Genomic DNA, 15,401 nt, shown 5'->3' on the forward strand with positions numbered 1-15,401 from the left:
CATGAATCATTACGATTTCATCATTATCGGCAGCGGGGCCGGCGGCGGCACGTTGGCCCTCAGGCTCGCGCCCTCCGGCAAGCGTATTCTCATTCTCGAGCGCGGTGATTACCTGCAGCGTGAGAAGGAGAATTGGTGCCCAACTGAGGTCTTTGGGAGCAACCGTTATGTATCGAAGGATACGTGGTACGACGCGGATGGTACATCGTTCCAGCCCGGCGTTCACTACTTCGTGGGTGGCGCGACCAAGATGTTCGGCGCGGCAATGTTCCGGTTGCGACAGGAGGACTTTGCCGCCCACCGCACCGCCGATGGCCTGACGCCGGACTGGCCCATCCGTTACGAAGACCTCGAGCCGTACTACACGCAGGCGGAGCACCTCTACCACGTGCATGGCCTGCGTGGCGACGATCCCACCGATCCGCCAGCCAGTGCGCCGTATGCGTACCCGCCGGTGAGTCACGAACCGCGCATCCAGGAGATGGCCGACGGCCTGCGGCGCGCGGGGTATCGACCAGCGTACGCACCCACCGCGATCATGCTCACGGAGGCGGACCGACCTTACAGCCTGTGTATCCGCTGCAATACCTGTGACGGTTATCCCTGCCTGGTCCACGCCAAGGCGGACGCGGAAGTCATCGCCGTCCGGCCGGCGCTGCAGCACTCGAACGTGACGCTGTTGAGGAACGCCCACGTGCATAAGCTCGAGACCGACCCCGGCGGACACACGGTCACCAGGGTGATCGTCGACCGCGCCGGCCACCGCGAGGAATACCGCGGCAGCATCGTCATCGTGGCCTGCGGTGCGGCCAACTCCGCACGCCTGCTCCTGATGTCGGCCAACGAGAGGCATCCGCACGGCCTGGCCAACGGTTCGGACATGGTGGGCCGCCACTATATGTTTCACAATGCCATCGCGCTGATCGCGCTTTCCAAACGCGAGAATCCGACCGTGTTTCAGAAGACGCTGACGATCAACGACTTTTACCTCGGCGCGCCCGATTACGACTTCCCGCTCGGCAATATCCAGATGCTTGGCAAGTCCCAGGGCCCCATGTTCAAAGAGGATGCGCCGAAGTTCGCACCCGGCTTCACCCTGGACCGGATAGCGCGGCATGCCGTGGACTTCTGGCTTACCAGCGAAGACCTGCCACTACCGCAGAACCGCGTCACGGTGAACGCCAAGGGCGAAATTCAGCTCCATTACAAGTTCACGAATGTGGAGCCGGTCAACCGGTTGCGGCAGAAATTACAAGCGATGCTGGGACACATGGACATGCACCCGCACCTGATCCCGAACACGCTCTATATGGGAAAACACATCCCCATTGCCGGTGTCGCCCACCAGTCCGGCACCTGTCGCTTCGGCAGCGATCCGAAAACCTCGGTACTTGACGTCCACTGCAAGGCGCACGAGCTGGACAATCTGTATGTCGTGGACACGAGCTTTTTCCCGAGCATCGGTGCAGTGAATCCGTCGTTGACCGCCATCGCCAATGCCTTGCGCGTGGGCGATCACCTGCTGCAACGCAGCGCATGACAGGCATCCGGGTAACGCGGGCCAAGGAACGCGCGGCCGTATACGGCGCCGGCCTGGCTCAAGGCGTGGCGCTGGTCACGTTTCCAGCCGCCAGCGCCGTCTTCACCAGTGCAAGCGGTTACGGTCTGTCCAGTATGGAATACGGCGGGATGTTCGTGCCGCAGGCGATCACGGCGATCGGTGCGTCGCTGCTCGGCGCCGGCTTGACGCGTCGCCTCGGCACCAGGCGCATCTACCTGCTGGGGCTGGTCGCGAATCTACTGGCGATGGCGCTGCTCGTGGCGAGCCGGTTGGTAATCAATGAGCACGCGCAGGCGTACGCCGTCCTGCTCGCCGCCACCGGCTGTCTCGGTGCCGGTTTTGGATTGACGGTACCGGCGCTGAACACCTTCGTCGCCGCGTTCTTCCCCCGCAAGACAGATAAGGCGTTGCTGGCGCTGAATGCGCTGCTGGGAGCGGGGACCGCGCTGGCGCCGGTTTTCATCGCGCTGTTCGTCGGCCTGGGAATCTGGTGGGGGTTGCCGATCTTGGTCGGCGCGCTGCTCCTGGGCCTGCTTCTTTTCAGTATGCGCCTGCCATTGCGCGAGGACACGGAGACCGGTGGGGACGGATCAGAACCGGGGCACACCGGGGTTCCGGCCCGCTTCTGGGTGTTTGCCGCATTCGCGCTATTGTATGGCGTGTGCGAAACGATGAATGGCAACTGGGCGCCGCTCTACATGATCCGGCAATTGGACGCGAATGCTACGCAGGCGGCGCTGGCACTGACCGCATTCTGGGGCATGGTGACCGCAGGACGCGTCCTCTTTGCCGCCACCGGGAAATGGCTGCCCGAACGCGCCGTCTGCCGGGCGCTACCGCTGCTGCTGGCCGCCGGTTTCATTGCCATCGCCCTCCTGCGCCCACCCCAGCCCCTGCTCGGCATCGCGGCTTTTGCCCTGGCCGGTCTGGGTTGCTCGGCACTCTTGCCACTCGCCATCAGCTTCGGCCAGGTGGAACTCAAGACCATCCGCGCCTCGGTGGCGGGCGGATTGATTGCGTTCTACCAGATCGGTTACGGGATTGCGGCCTTCGGTGTCGGTCCCTTGCAGGCGCAGGCGGGCTTGGGTCTGGATGCGATCTTTAGCGCAACGACCGTCGTCGCGCTGGCGCTGGCCGGGTTGGCATTGTTCATCGCCCGCCATCCTGCCAGAGTCGCCCTGGCAGCGCCACGTGCGCGAACTTGAAGTCCGACCCGATCGGTGCGTCTCCGGGCGAGCAATGAAGATGAAATACCAACCCAATGATCCCGGGTGCCATTTTTTGGTCGCAACGGCGGTTCGCCGGAATGGCCGGCCTGTACATCGGTTTCCCTTTACGTGCCTGGCACGTATCCGGAGCACACCGATCTGGCACCTGGGACGATGCGACCAGATCGTGCGGACGTGCGGGGACTGATCCATGCCGGTTCTTGTCAACGACATCGTGATCAGCGATCGGGAGATCAATATCGAGTCGGCGCACCACGCCGGCAGCATCGCCGAGCGACAGAGCCGCGCGGCGGTGTCGCTGGCAGTGCGCGCCCTGCTGCTCGCGCGCGCCATCGAGCTCGGGTTAGTCGCGGCGCGGGAGGACGCGTCCGCCACCGATGCGATCATCGACGATCTGCTCGCGCGCGAAGTGCGGGTTCCCACGCCTGACGAGGATGCCTGCCGACGCTATTTCGAGGCCAACCGTGCGTCGTTGCGTACACCCGACCAGGCGGAGGTCCGGCACATTCTGCTGGCGGCGGCCCCGGACGATGCCGAGGCGCGCGACCGGGCACGTCGACAGGGCGAGGCCTTGATCACGGAACTGCAGGCCGATCCCGGCCGGTTTGCTGCGCTCGCAGCGCAATACTCGGCCTGCCCCTCGCGCGACCAGGGTGGCGCGCTGGGGTGCATCGGGCGCCGCCAGACCGTACCGGAGTTCGAATCGGTGGTGCTGCGCCTGCCGCCGGGCCTGCACCCGCGCCCGCTGGAGACGCGCTACGGTTATCATGTGATCTGGGTCGACGTGCGCACGATCGGCACACCGCAGGACTACGAGCAGGTGCGCGCCACCATCGCCGACTACCTCAAGGAACAGGGCTGGCGTCAGGCCGTCAGCCAGTATCTGCAATGGCTGGCGAGTCGTGCCAGGATCAAGGGTGTGGACCTCAGTGATCAGACGCAGACACTGCTGCGCTAGGAGATGAACCCGTGGAAACTTCAATCTACCCCTCTTTTTTTGATAGCGTCCCACGCCTGCGGCTGCGCGACCCGCTGGCTGCGTTTCTCGGCACCTTCGCAGAGGGTGTGGTCGAGTATGGCTATGTCGACGTCGTCAAGCTTGCCGGTCATTCATGCCCAACGGTAGCATCCGCCTACTGGATGACGCACCAGGCGCTCGGCGCACTGTATAGCTCGCAGCTCCCCGAACGCGGCGCGATTCACGTCGCGTTTCGCGCCGACAGCCGCAGCGGGGTTGTCGGGGTCATCGCGAACGTCGTCTCCATGCTCACCGGCGCCACCCAAGATACCGGGTTCAAGGGACTCGCAGGACGCTTCGATCGACGCCATCTGCTGTCCTTCAACGCCGCGGTGCCGCTCGAGATCCGCTACACACGCACGGATACGGGCGAGCATGTCGATGCCGCCGCCCATCTGCCACCGCTGTCCGGCGACCCCGAGACGGCGACGCTGATGCAGCGCTGTCTGGTTGGCGACAGCAGTGCGGAGGATAGACATCGTTTCGGTGTACTTTGGCAGGAGCGGGTACGGCGCATCCTGCTCGATCACGGCGACGATCCGGATGTCTTTGTTGTCAGCCGCGCCGGTTGATGGTTACGTAATCACACGACGCTGCGTAGACAGTGTGTCAGTAGGATTGGCTACACATTGTGCAAGAGGAGAAAAACCCCTTTTGGCCACAGAATCCACGGAACAACACGGAAAAATGCTTACGGCAAATCAGGTATTCATCCTGTAGGAGCGGCATTCCTGCCGCGAGCACGGTGGGCGGCAGACCCAACCAATCGCGCCAGGAATGGCGCTCCTACAAAAACCTGCCCGGCACCTGTAGGAGCGGCATTCCTGCCGCGATCACGGGGCAGGCGACAGCCCAAACCACTCGCCAGGAGGGCGCTCCTGCGCAGGCGGCACCACCCCGAGGTCTTACCCAGCGGTCAGTGGTATTGGCTGCATATGGTGCAACTCGTCATCCCGCTGTTGCGGGGATGACAGCGCACGATGGTAGCGATACATCCTGACTCCTGAGTAAGTGAGTGTCACTTACCCATACTCCCTCTGGAATTCCTCTGGAATCCCTCTAGACTGGGCGTCAGATCATACAGGCACGCCCCCATGCACTCCATTCGCCCGCCTGCCGTCGCCGGCCAGTTCTACCCTGCCGATGCCGAGGAGCTGCGCACCCTGGTAAACGACCTCCTGCAGCGCGTCCCGGTAACGGGCACCGCACCGAAGGCGGTGATCGTGCCGCATGCGGGCTATGTCTATTCCGGCCCGATCGCCGCGAGTGCCTACGCGCGCCTGCAACCGTTGCGTGGACAGATCACCCGCGTACTGCTGCTGGGGCCCGCGCACCGGGTGGCCTTCCACGGTCTGGCCGCCAGCAGTGCCGCTGCCTTCCGCACGCCGCTGGGTGACGTCCCACTGGACACCGCCGCCGCGACGGCGCTGGCGCAGCTGCCGCAGGTGCATACCCGCGACGATGCCCATGCCCTGGAACACAGCCTCGAGGTGCAGTTGCCGTTCCTGCAGACGGTGCTCGACCGCTTCCTGCTCGTTCCGCTGGTGGTCGGCGACGCCAGCTATGCGGAGGTCGCGGCGGTGCTCGAGCTGCTCTGGGGCGGCCCCGAGACCCTGATCGTCATCAGCTCGGACCTCAGCCATTACCACGACTATGCCACCGCGCAGCGGTTGGACCGCGCCACCTCGGCCGCGATCGAGGCCCTCGCGCCCGAGCACATCGACGACGGTGATGCCTGTGGCCACATGCCAGTCGGCGGTCTGCTGCAGGCGGCGCGGGCACGTGGCCTGCACGCCCGAACAATCGATGTGCGCAACTCCGGCGATACCGCCGGTCCGCGCGATCGCGTCGTGGGGTACGGTGCCTATGCCATCGGCTGAGCGCCGCCTCGACGACAGCGTCCGCCGGACGCTCCTGGAACTCGCCGCCCGCTCGGTGACGCATGGCCTCGAACACGGCACGCCCCTGCCCGTCGAGGCCGCGGCCTACCCGGAGCCGTTGTGCGCACCCGGCGCCAGCTTCGTCACCCTGCGTATCATGGGCGACCTGCGCGGCTGTATCGGCTCGCTGGAGCACCGTCGACCACTGGTGGTGGACATCACCGACAACGCCTTCGCAGCGGCCTTTCGTGATCCGCGCTTCGCGCCGGTGCGCAGTGCGGAGGTATCGGACATCGATATTCACATCGCCGTGCTGGGTCCGGCCGAGCCTTTGACGTACGCCGACGAGGCCGATCTCATCGACTGCCTGCGTCCGGAAATCGACGGTCTGATCCTGCGCGCCGGCCACCGTCACGGCACCTTTCTGCCATCGGTCTGGGACGCCCTTCCCCGCCCACAGGATTTTCTGTACCACCTCAAACGCAAGGCCGGTCTACCCGGGGACTATTGGTCGGACGACGTGCGGGTGTGGCGCTACGAGACGGAATCCTTTCCCGACGATCACTGAGACCGGTGCGTACGGGAAGCGGCCTCAGGGCGGACCAGCGGGTGCCTGGGCCACCCCGATGACGAGGCAGCGCGCTACCGAACCCGGCTGACACCGTTCCCCATTCAACCAGATGGCGTGGTCCAGCCGGGCACCGTGGAGCACGGCCCCTTCCAGACGCGCACCGCGCAGGTCGGCATAGGAGAGATCCGCGCCCGCCAGGCGTGCACCGCGCAGATCGGCATTCTGCAGGCCGGCGCCAGTCAGACGTGCGCCGCTGAGATCCGTGTGCCGCAGATCGGAGAGATCGAGCGTGGTATAGGCGAGGTCAGCGTCATTCAGTCGGCTGCCGGCCAGATCGGCCCCGGTAAGATCCATATTACCGGCCCGCGCGGCGCGCAAATCGGTCTGCTCGGCGACCAGGCCGGGCATACGACAATTGCTCCAGTCGACCCCCGGCGCCGGTGCTGCGTCGCAGTCGGGATGCGACACGGAGCGCTCCGGCGTGAACCAGAAGAATACAATCAGGAGCAGCAACGCCGCAGCCAGGGCGCGGCTGTAGAGCGGGCACCAGCTCGGGGGGGCCGGTGTCCGCGCCTGGTCCAGCACGGCGCGCCGGGCCTCACGATGCCGCAGCACTTCGGCATCCTCCTCTTGACGGCGATCGCTTGCCCGGCGCTGCTCACCATGATCGATCTGCAGGCGTTCGCTGCCCAGCCGGCGGTCACCGCCGCGCCGCTCGTCTGCACGCAGGCGCGCCTCATGCAGCCGTTGACGGTCCTCGTCCGTGACGACATTCTTCATCTCCTCGGGGAGCAGCTGGGAAAGCTCGTCCAGCGAGCTCCAGATCTCACGATCGACACTCAGCTCGTCGTCTCCACGGAGGCGACCAAGCAGGATATAGCGCGTGATCTGGCGTTGGGGAAATGGTCCCCGCACCTGGCCGTCGCGCCGGGTGAACCAGAGGTGTTCCTGTGCTTCGCTCATGCGTAATCTCGTCTACAAGCTGCGCCCTGCAGGGCGGGTGCTTTGCCCACGGCAGCGCTTTGCGGTACAACGTCGATACATCCCTCATGCGACGGCGGCTCGCCGCCGCACCTGACGCCATGACTGCACCACCCACCGGACCATTGCCGCCCGCCGGCACTCCCACGCTGCCCGCGCGTGCTGCGGCCGCACCCGCCTGGCGAGTCGGCCAGGTGCTGGCGGCAACCGTGGTCTCCGCCCCCCGGCAGGGGCTGTCGGATCTACGTATCGGCACGCTCCTGGTCAGGGCACAGACCGGCGAGCTGCAACTGTCACCCGGACAGACCCTGCGCCTGGAAGTCGCCAGCCTCAGGGAACAGCCGGTACTGCGTCTGCTCAACCTGATGGCCGCCGACCCGTTGAACACGGCCCTGCGCACTGCCTTGCCGCGGCAGCAGCCGCTCGCACCGTTGCTGGCATCCCTGCTGCGCGCCATCGGCGACACCCCGGCCGCCCGGCCGCTTGCCCCCGAGATCGCCCGCGCTGCCCAGGAATTGTTCAATCGCCTGCCGACCGCCGTCTCGCTGGGGCAGGCGGGTGGGTTGCGCGAGGCCCTGCGCAACAGCGGCCTGTTCCTCGAATCGAAGCTGGCGCAGGCCGCCGCAACCGGGGCCGCGGCGGCCGGTTCCGCGATGCCGGCCCGGACACTTGCCCTGGGCACCGATTTCAAGGCCAATCTGATCAGACTGATCCAGGTATTGCGGGATAACACTGCAAATTCCACGCCGCCTGCACCGCGTGGCGGTACGGCACCGGCCGCGGCCCCCTTGTCCACCGCCCTGGCGGCTGCCCTGGCGAATACCCGTGCGGCGGCGACTGCGGGCCTGTATGGCGACCCGGCTATGCCACCACAGCACGGCCAGCCACCGCAGCCGCAATCCGTGGCCACCAGCCTGGGCCGTCTGGCGACACTCGAACCACTGACGCTACTGCACCAGAGCGAGGGCGCACTCGCCCGGATCCAGCTCAATCAGCTGGCATCGCTCGCCGGCGGCGAACGACCGACCAGCGTGGACTGGCTGCTCGAACTGCCCGTGCGTCGCGATGGCGACATCGACCTCTGGGGCCTGCACATCGGCCGCGAACCGGAGCGCGATGCGACCGGGGGCGCGCGCGACGATGCCCCCGGCTGGACCGTCACACTGGCCTTCGAACTGCCCGGTCTCGGTCCGCTGCAGGCGCGCATCGCCGTGCGTGGCGAGCGCGTCACCGCGCAGTTCTTCAGCCCGGTCCGGGACATCCCCCCACGGGTCCGTGCGCAGCTGCCGCTGCTGGATGCACGACTGCGTGCCGCAGGCCTGGAGGTCGGCGAACTGGGCTGCAGCGAAGGGCAACTGCCGGCCACGGTGGGCGCCGATCGCAGCCGCATCCTGGATGAGCGCGCATGACGGACAGACCCTCGACGCCGCCGCAGCGCGAACTCGCCGTCGCCCTGAAATACGACGGTACCGGTGCCCCGCGCGTCACCGCGAAGGGTGGCGGCCCGCTCGCTGAACGTATCGTCGAGCTGGCGCTGCAACACGACATCCCCCTGCAGGAGAATTCACCGCTGGTACAGCTGCTGGCGCAGGTGGAACTGGATGCCGAGATCCCACCGGCCCTGTACCTTACGGTGGCAGAGGTCATCGCCTTCGCGTACTACCTGTCGAGACAGGCCATGGGGGATGTGGGGAGTGAGGAGTGTGAGACGTGAGGCGTGAGGCGTGAGGCGTGAGGCGTGAGGCGTGAGGCGTGAGGCGTGAGGCGTGAGGCGTGAGGCGTGAGGAGCAAAAGATATTATGGCCACGGAATCCACAGAAGAACACGGAAAATTTTGGTGCTGACCGTCATCCAGACTGCTCGGACACTTCCAACGCGACTGATGCAGGCTTCCGGGGATTTCGTGCAACGCCGTGATCGTTTTCCTTCGCGCGCCTGCGCGTCCTTTGCGGTAAAAGTTAACGCACGCCGGGCTTGCACGGCCGCTCAGCCACTGGCGGCCCCGGCCTGCCGACCATCGCCGTGCAGCATCGCGATGAGTTCGGCCTCCCCGCGCGTCAGGCCACAGCGGTCGATGAGTTCAGTGACATCCGCACCGCGCTGCACCATCTGGATGGCCTGGGTGTAGGGGCGATCGCCGACGGTATGCATCTCGGTCTGATCCTGCCGCTCCGTCAGACGGCGGACCTGCTGCTCCAGGCGCACCAGATGATCGCCGGCACCGACCGAGGCCTTGCACAGTGCGGCGAAATCGTTGCGCTGGCGCAGCGACTGGTCCTCGCGTGCCCGCAACCGGCCGCGCAGCCGGCGGATCGCGAGCAGCTGATAGAGCTGCGCCAGTGCCATGACCACCACCAGGGCGATCAAGATTAATGTGCTGGGATCAGTCATCTCAAAACCACCTTTGCTGCAGAATCACCGGCAACGAAACCAGACCCAAACCGCAGGGGATACCTCTGGGTTTACCGAGTGAATTCTTTCCGTGTTGTTCCGTGGCCATTTCCCCCAGACATCGGTGTACGCAGGCGCCCTTCATGGCTGAACGGATTTTTCCAGCGGCATCGCTCCAAGCGGTTGGATGAAGCCTAGGCATACTCATCGATGTGCGGTTCGCCGTCATCGTGCGGCTGGTCTTCGTCACGCCCAGCATCTTTGTCCTCTTCCTCATCCTTGGGCGGCTGCCGCGGCGGCGGCTTGCGGTCCTGAATCGGGATGCCGGGACCAACCGGGAACACCGGTGGGGGAAACTTGATATCCCAGGGTCCGGGCATCGCATCGCATGGGCGTTACAGGGAGCCGAGCTCCGCCCATTCCCCGTCGTTCAGAAGTTTATTCAAGTCCACCAGGATAAGCAGTTCGCCGTCGCGGCTGGCCACCCCCTGGATGTACTGCGAGCTCTCGTCGTTACCAACATTCGGCGCCGACTCGATCTCCGCAGCATGCAGCGTCACCACCTCGGCGACGGCATCGACCAGCATGCCGACCACCTGCTTGTCGACCTCGATGATCACGATGCGGGTCGATTCCTCCATGTCCTTGCTACCGAGACCCAGGCGTTCCCGGGTGTCGATGACGGTCACCACGTTACCGCGCAGATTGATGATGCCGAGCACGTAATGGGGGGCACCGGGCACCGGCGCGATCTCGGTGACGCGCAGCACCTCCTGCACCTGCATCACGTTGATACCGTAGGTTTCGTCCTCCAGACGGAAGGTCACGTACTGCAACAGGGGATCGTCGTTGGTTGTCTGCGCCGCTTGTTTCATGGTTCGCCTCTGGAATCCGCTCTGGGGGGCGTCAAAACCCGGGCAACGCCCCGTCACCCGCATACAAAAGCACGAAATGTGCCAGCCACTGCCGGCCGTTCCGGCGCCAGGAGCCTGCCGGACTTGAGCGATCGTGGCGAGCAAGGTGGGAGAGCAAGGTCATTTTTTCGATCGTTTGAGGAGAATAGCCGTAGCTATTCGACGAAGAGGATCGGAAAAATGGGCTGCTCTCCCGCCGGCGCAGTAGATCAGTCTCAAGTCCGACAGGCTCCTAGGAGCCTGTCGGATCGCGCCCCGCCACCAGGTCCACGAGCGCGCCCATGTCGATCAGGGCGCACATCTCCCTGATAACGGTCCCAGCCAGCCAGGGGCGACTCCCCGCCCGGGTCCGCCATTGCACGGCATCCGGCGAGAGCGTAATGACCTCGCCCACCGCGTCGCAGGCCAGCCCCCAACCGTCGTCACCGCCAGCATCGATCACAATCACCTTGCTCAGGCGGTCACCGCCGGCCACCGCCAGCGCGGCGCGACGATCCGCCGGCAGCACTACCTGGGCAACGTCGATCAACCGCACCCGCCGGCCGAGGTGTTCCCGCAGCCCGAGGAGCCACGGCTGCGGACCGGGCACCGGGGTCACGACCGCATCGTCCCAGGGCAGGACCCCGGCTGGCCCGGTCAGCCCGACCAGCGGCAGTGCCAGGTTGAGGCCTGCCACCCGGAACTGCAGGCACTGAAACGGTTCCCGGGCCCAGTCCGGGGAGACGGCCTTGGGTGCCTCGCACGCGGCGGGCCCGCGTTCCACCGACGGCACCGTGATGGAAGAGTGCTGCTCCGTAACCGGCGTCGGTGCCACCTCGGTCTCGCCGGCCGGTCCGTTCGATCGTGCCTCGGCGGCCGCCACCGGCCGCAGGAGGGCCTGCAGATACACGCCCAGTGCCAGCTGCGGATCCAGCAGGGCCTGCTCGTGGGTGCGGGTTTCCGTCTTCATGGTAGTCATCCTAAACAAAACTCATTTCAGCCACGGAAACACACGGCAGACACTGAAATGAAAACGCATCGCAGGGCCCCGATTCCGCACCAGGGGGGATACGGAGGGCGGTTGCGTAGGGCGTCTGATCTTGTCCATGTTTTCCCGTGTGTTTCCGTGGCAAATGGATTTTCCGCGTTCATGCCAGGACCCGGCCGGCATGTCCCTGGAGCGCATCCACCAGCGGCGGTACGCGGTCCAGCAGGTGATCCAGCAGCGCCGCATAGGCCCGCGTGCCGCGTGATCGCGGCTGCCACACCGACAGTGGTTGCCCCGCCTTGCTGGCCTCGCGGAACTGGGTGTCGACAGGGATGACCGCATCCCAGACGGCGTTCCCGTAACGCTCCCGCAAGACCTGCAGGGCATCACCGGAGGCGCGGGTACGCCGGTCATACATGGTCGGTACGATCAATCGCGGCACATCGCCGCCACGCGCGCGGCTGATCATCGTCAGGGTGTGCAGCATGCGCTCCAGGCCCTTCAGCGCCAGGAATTCGCACTGCACCGGGATCAGCAGCCGGTCGCAGGCCGCCAGCGCGTTCACCATGAGCACGCCCAGCATCGGCGGGCAGTCCATCAGGACGTGATCGAACTGCGGCTGCAATTCGGTGAGTGTCCGGGCCAGTACCAGCCCCATGCCGTCCTGCGCGCCCAGCTGACGATCCAGCGTGGCCAGCGCGGTGCTCGCCGGCAGCAGCGTGAGCCGCTCGATACCGGTCGGTCGCAGCACGTCAGGATAGTGGCTGGGTGGGCGACGCTCGGCGCGGTCCTTGAACAGGGTGTAGACGGACGCGCCGATGCCGTCGGGGTCCAGCCCGAAATAGCTCGTCAGCGAGCCGTGCGGGTCCAGATCGATCAGCAGCGTGCGCCGCCCTTCACCCGCCAGCTGACCCGCCAGCGTCACGGCCGTGGTCGTCTTGCCGACCCCACCCTTCTGATTGGCCACGGCCCAGATCTTCACGGCGTGTCACCGCCCCGCTGCGCATCGCCGGCATCCTGCTGCACGACCTCCGGCAGTTCCCCGGGATCACGTTCCCAGCGCGGGTCGGCGCCAGGCAGGATGACCAGTACCACCCGCCGGTTCCTGGCACGGCCCTCCGGCACGTCGTTGGGCGCGACCGGCCGATACTCACCGTAACCGATCGCGGCCATGCGCGCGGGCTCCACGCCGTAATCGGTGAACAGGTGCACCACACTGGCGGCACGTGCCGCCGACAGTTCCCAATTGGACAGATACTGCACGGTGCTGATCGGTACGTTGTCGGTGAAACCCTCCACATGAATGGGGTTCGGGAAGGGCGCGAGGATCTTGCCCAGTTGTTCGAGCAGCGGGAACGAGTCCTCCGTCAGCCGCGCACTGCCGCTGGGAAACAGGATGCTGGATCGGATCTCCACCTCCAGCCAGCGCTCGTCGCGGCGCACGCGGATCAGATCATCCCGTATCAGCACACCCAGGGCCTGCACGATGGCCTCGGCGATACGCTGGACACTGGTATCACCCTCATAGCCGGGATCGGGGAGAGCAGCGGACTCGGAGGCCACATCGGGTACGACTGGAATCGGCAGCGCAATCAGTGACGGCTCGCCGATGACCGGTGGCGCACTACTGTCCATCGAGCGCTGGAGCTCGCCGAGCTGCACCGGATCGACGCTGTGCGGTGCCGAGCGGAAGGCGGCCACCAGCGAATCGGACAATACCCGATACTTGCCCTCGTTCACCGATGACAGGGCATACATGACCACGAAAAATGCGAACAACAGCGTGATGAAGTCGGCATACGACACCAGCCAGCGCTCGTGATTTTCGTGTTCCTCGTGTTTCTGCTTGCGCGCCATGGGAATCCGTTCAACCCAAAACCCAACTTCGCCGCGGAAGCACACGGAAGGACACGGACACGATCATATGCTCCACACGACAGTGCTCTTCACCCTCCAGGTGCTGAGCCGAAATTTCGCCATGATGTTTCATTTCAGTGTCTTCCGTTTGGTTCCGTGGCTGGAATACGCTTCTTCAGATTCAATGCAGATAGCCGGTCAGTTTCGTTTCGATGTTGCGTGGATTCTCACCCTCGGCGATGGAGATCACGCCTTCGAGAATCATCTCGCGGAAACGCGTCTGTCCGTGGATGTGGGTCTTGAGCTTGCCGGCAATCGGCAGGAACAGCAGGTTGGCAAGGCCCACACCATAGATCGTGGCGACGAACGCCACAGCGATGCCGGAACCGAGCTTGCTCGGATCGGCCAGATTGTTCATCACATGAATGAGGCCCATCACCGCACCGATGATGCCGATGGTAGGCGAGTAGCCGCCCATACCCTCGAAGACCTTGGATGCCTGCAGGTCACGGTATTCCTGGGCATCCAGGTCGACCTCCATGATGCCGCGGATGATCTCCGGTTCATTGCCATCGACCAGCAGCTGCAGGCCTTTGCGGGCAAACAGGTCGGACTCCTCCTCGGCGATACTCTCCAGCCCGAGTAGTCCCTCGCGGCGCGCGATGTTACTCCAACCGACGATCTTCTCGATAGCCTCCTGCGGTAACAGCCGCGGCGGCCGCACCACCCAGCCGGAGATCTGCAACGCACGTGTGAAGGTGGCCAGCGGGACCTGGATCATGACTGCGCCGACGGTACCGCCGACGACGATCACGAAGGCGGTCAGTTGGATCAGCGAATCGGTGTGCCCACCCTCCAGGATATTGCCACCGATGATCGCGCCGAACGCGATCACGATGCCGATGAGTGTGAGAATGTCCATGCCTGCGCGTCAGCCACACCCGAGGGTGGTGATCTCGCGCCCGATGTCAGCAAGACTGAGCACCTGGTCAGCAAGATTCGCCTCGACCACCGCTGCCGGCATACCATAGATCACGCAACTGGCCTCGTCCTGCGCCCACACTGTCGCACCGCCCTTCTTCAGGGCGCGTGCGCCCTCGCGGCCATCGGCACCCATACCGGTCAGAACCACCGACAGCACCTTGCCCCCGAACACCTCGCCCGCCGCGGCAAAGGCCAGATCGACACTCGGCCGGTAGTGCAGCGCGGGATCACCGTCGTAGATGCGGATGCGCACCTGACCGGCGCGTTCCAGCAGCCCGAGCTGGCGGCCGCCGGGTGCGAGATAGGCCGTACCCTTGTGCAGGATCTCGTCATCCTCCGCCTCCTTGACGCGGATCCGGCACTGGCCATCGAGACGTTGCGCGAAGGCCGGCGTGAAACTCGCGGGCATATGTTGGATCAGCAGGATCGGCAGGGGAAAATTCTCCGGCAGCTGTGTCAACACCTGTTGCAGTGCGACCGGCCCTCCGGTGGAGCTGCCGATGGCGACCAGCCGATAGTCGCTACGCCGACCCATCGGGCGACGTGCCAGGGCGGGATGTGGTATCGCCGGGGAGGTTGTATTCGCTGGCACAGCCTGACGGCGTGCGCCGAGCATGCGCACACGGTTGCGCAGCACCCGCTTGGCCTCGTCCTTGTCTTGGGAGATATCGTCGAAACGCTTGGGTAGGAAATCCAGTGCGCCCGCTTCCAGCGCGTCGAGCGTCGCCTTGGCGCCATCGTAGGTCAGCGACGAGAACATCAGTACCGGCGTCGGCTGCAACCTCATGATGCGCCGCACGGCGGTGATGCCGTTCATGACCGGCATCTCGATGTCCATGGTCACCACGTCCGGTTTGAGCTCCAGGACTTTCTGCACGGCCTCCCTGCCATCGCCCGCCGTACCGACCACCTGCAGGCGGTTGTCGGCCTCCAGGATCTCGACAATGCGGCGGCGGAAAAAGCCGGAGTCATCAACTACCAGTACCCGGATCACGTCAGACTATGTCCTTTGCCCAGCGGTTCGTCCCAAGGCCGCGCCGCCTTGCCC

At 65.3% G+C, this 15,401-nt stretch carries 17 protein-coding genes; 8 read left to right on the top strand and 9 right to left on the bottom strand.

The window, feature by feature from the left end; translation table 11 throughout:
* The first annotated feature begins 1 nt into the window (after position 1).
* The 6 genes from K8I04_08570 to amrA all read left to right on the top strand — a co-directional run bounded on the left by K8I04_08570 (position 2) and on the right by amrA (position 6,256).
* Positions 2-1,540, top strand: coding sequence for a GMC family oxidoreductase (locus tag K8I04_08570; GenBank protein ID MBZ0071759.1), 1,539 nt, complete (start codon positions 2-4; stop codon positions 1,538-1,540).
* The gene (locus K8I04_08575; protein MBZ0071760.1) at positions 1,537-2,766 is read left to right on the top strand and encodes an MFS transporter; all 1,230 of its coding nucleotides are present in this window, start codon (positions 1,537-1,539) and stop codon (positions 2,764-2,766) included. The genes K8I04_08570 and K8I04_08575 overlap by 4 nt, the downstream gene beginning before the upstream one ends.
* A 214-nt stretch (positions 2,767-2,980) precedes the next feature.
* Positions 2,981-3,748, top strand: a complete 768-nt coding sequence (locus tag K8I04_08580; GenBank protein ID MBZ0071761.1) for a peptidylprolyl isomerase — start codon at positions 2,981-2,983, stop codon at positions 3,746-3,748.
* Between the two features lie 11 nt (positions 3,749-3,759).
* On the top strand, positions 3,760-4,380 hold the full coding sequence (locus tag K8I04_08585; GenBank protein MBZ0071762.1) for a hypothetical protein: 621 nt from the start codon (positions 3,760-3,762) through the stop codon (positions 4,378-4,380).
* Positions 4,381-4,902: 522 nt separating this feature from the next.
* Entirely contained in the window at positions 4,903-5,688 is a 786-nt protein-coding gene (amrB, locus tag K8I04_08590; GenBank protein ID MBZ0071763.1) for an AmmeMemoRadiSam system protein B, read from the top strand.
* Positions 5,675-6,256 (top strand): AmmeMemoRadiSam system protein A, encoded by a 582-nt coding sequence (amrA, locus tag K8I04_08595; GenBank protein MBZ0071764.1) that lies wholly within the window; start codon positions 5,675-5,677, stop codon positions 6,254-6,256. The genes amrB and amrA overlap by 14 nt, the downstream gene beginning before the upstream one ends.
* A gap of 24 nt (positions 6,257-6,280) precedes the next feature.
* Here amrA and K8I04_08600 read toward each other — a convergent pair whose 3' ends face one another.
* Positions 6,281-7,222: a pentapeptide repeat-containing protein gene (locus K8I04_08600; protein ID MBZ0071765.1), complete on the bottom strand. Its 942-nt coding sequence runs from the start codon at positions 7,220-7,222 to the stop codon at positions 6,281-6,283.
* 86 nt (positions 7,223-7,308) lie between these two features.
* Between K8I04_08600 and K8I04_08605 the strand changes: the two genes are divergently transcribed.
* Positions 7,309-8,649: a flagellar hook-length control protein FliK gene (locus K8I04_08605; protein MBZ0071766.1), complete on the top strand. Its 1,341-nt coding sequence runs from the start codon at positions 7,309-7,311 to the stop codon at positions 8,647-8,649.
* Positions 8,646-8,954, top strand: coding sequence for an EscU/YscU/HrcU family type III secretion system export apparatus switch protein (locus tag K8I04_08610; GenBank protein MBZ0071767.1), 309 nt, complete (start codon positions 8,646-8,648; stop codon positions 8,952-8,954). Before K8I04_08605 ends, K8I04_08610 begins: the two co-directional genes overlap by 4 nt.
* 272 nt (positions 8,955-9,226) lie before the next feature.
* Here the strand turns inward: K8I04_08610 and K8I04_08615 are convergent, their stop codons facing one another.
* From K8I04_08615 to K8I04_08650, 8 genes are all read right to left on the bottom strand, one after another.
* The gene (locus K8I04_08615) at positions 9,227-9,631 is read right to left on the bottom strand and encodes a DUF2802 domain-containing protein (GenBank protein MBZ0071768.1); all 405 of its coding nucleotides are present in this window, start codon (positions 9,629-9,631) and stop codon (positions 9,227-9,229) included.
* Positions 9,632-9,825: 194 nt separating this feature from the next.
* Complete coding sequence (locus K8I04_08620) at positions 9,826-10,011, bottom strand: hypothetical protein (protein ID MBZ0071769.1); 186 nt, start codon at positions 10,009-10,011, stop codon at positions 9,826-9,828.
* A 15-nt stretch (positions 10,012-10,026) separates the two neighbouring features.
* The gene (locus K8I04_08625) at positions 10,027-10,506 is read right to left on the bottom strand and encodes a chemotaxis protein CheW (GenBank protein MBZ0071770.1); all 480 of its coding nucleotides are present in this window, start codon (positions 10,504-10,506) and stop codon (positions 10,027-10,029) included.
* A gap of 271 nt (positions 10,507-10,777) precedes the next feature.
* A complete protein-coding gene (locus tag K8I04_08630; GenBank protein ID MBZ0071771.1) occupies positions 10,778-11,494 on the bottom strand; it encodes a chemotaxis protein CheW in 717 nt (238 codons plus the stop codon).
* 178 nt (positions 11,495-11,672) lie between these two features.
* Positions 11,673-12,494 carry a ParA family protein gene (locus K8I04_08635; GenBank protein MBZ0071772.1) on the bottom strand — a complete coding sequence of 274 codons (822 nt, stop codon included), beginning with the start codon at positions 12,492-12,494 and terminating at the stop codon, positions 11,673-11,675.
* The gene (gene motD / locus K8I04_08640) at positions 12,491-13,369 is read right to left on the bottom strand and encodes a flagellar motor protein MotD (protein ID MBZ0071773.1); all 879 of its coding nucleotides are present in this window, start codon (positions 13,367-13,369) and stop codon (positions 12,491-12,493) included. The genes K8I04_08635 and motD overlap by 4 nt, the downstream gene beginning before the upstream one ends.
* Positions 13,370-13,550: 181 nt before the next feature.
* The gene (locus K8I04_08645; protein MBZ0071774.1) at positions 13,551-14,291 is read right to left on the bottom strand and encodes a flagellar motor protein; all 741 of its coding nucleotides are present in this window, start codon (positions 14,289-14,291) and stop codon (positions 13,551-13,553) included.
* Between the two features lie 9 nt (positions 14,292-14,300).
* A complete protein-coding gene (locus K8I04_08650; GenBank protein MBZ0071775.1) occupies positions 14,301-15,347 on the bottom strand; it encodes a chemotaxis response regulator protein-glutamate methylesterase in 1,047 nt (348 codons plus the stop codon).
* Positions 15,348-15,401 lie beyond the last annotated feature (54 nt).

This window comes from Gammaproteobacteria bacterium (assembly GCA_019911805.1).
Taxonomy (GTDB): domain Bacteria; phylum Pseudomonadota; class Gammaproteobacteria; order Thiohalobacterales; family Thiohalobacteraceae; genus JAHJQQ01.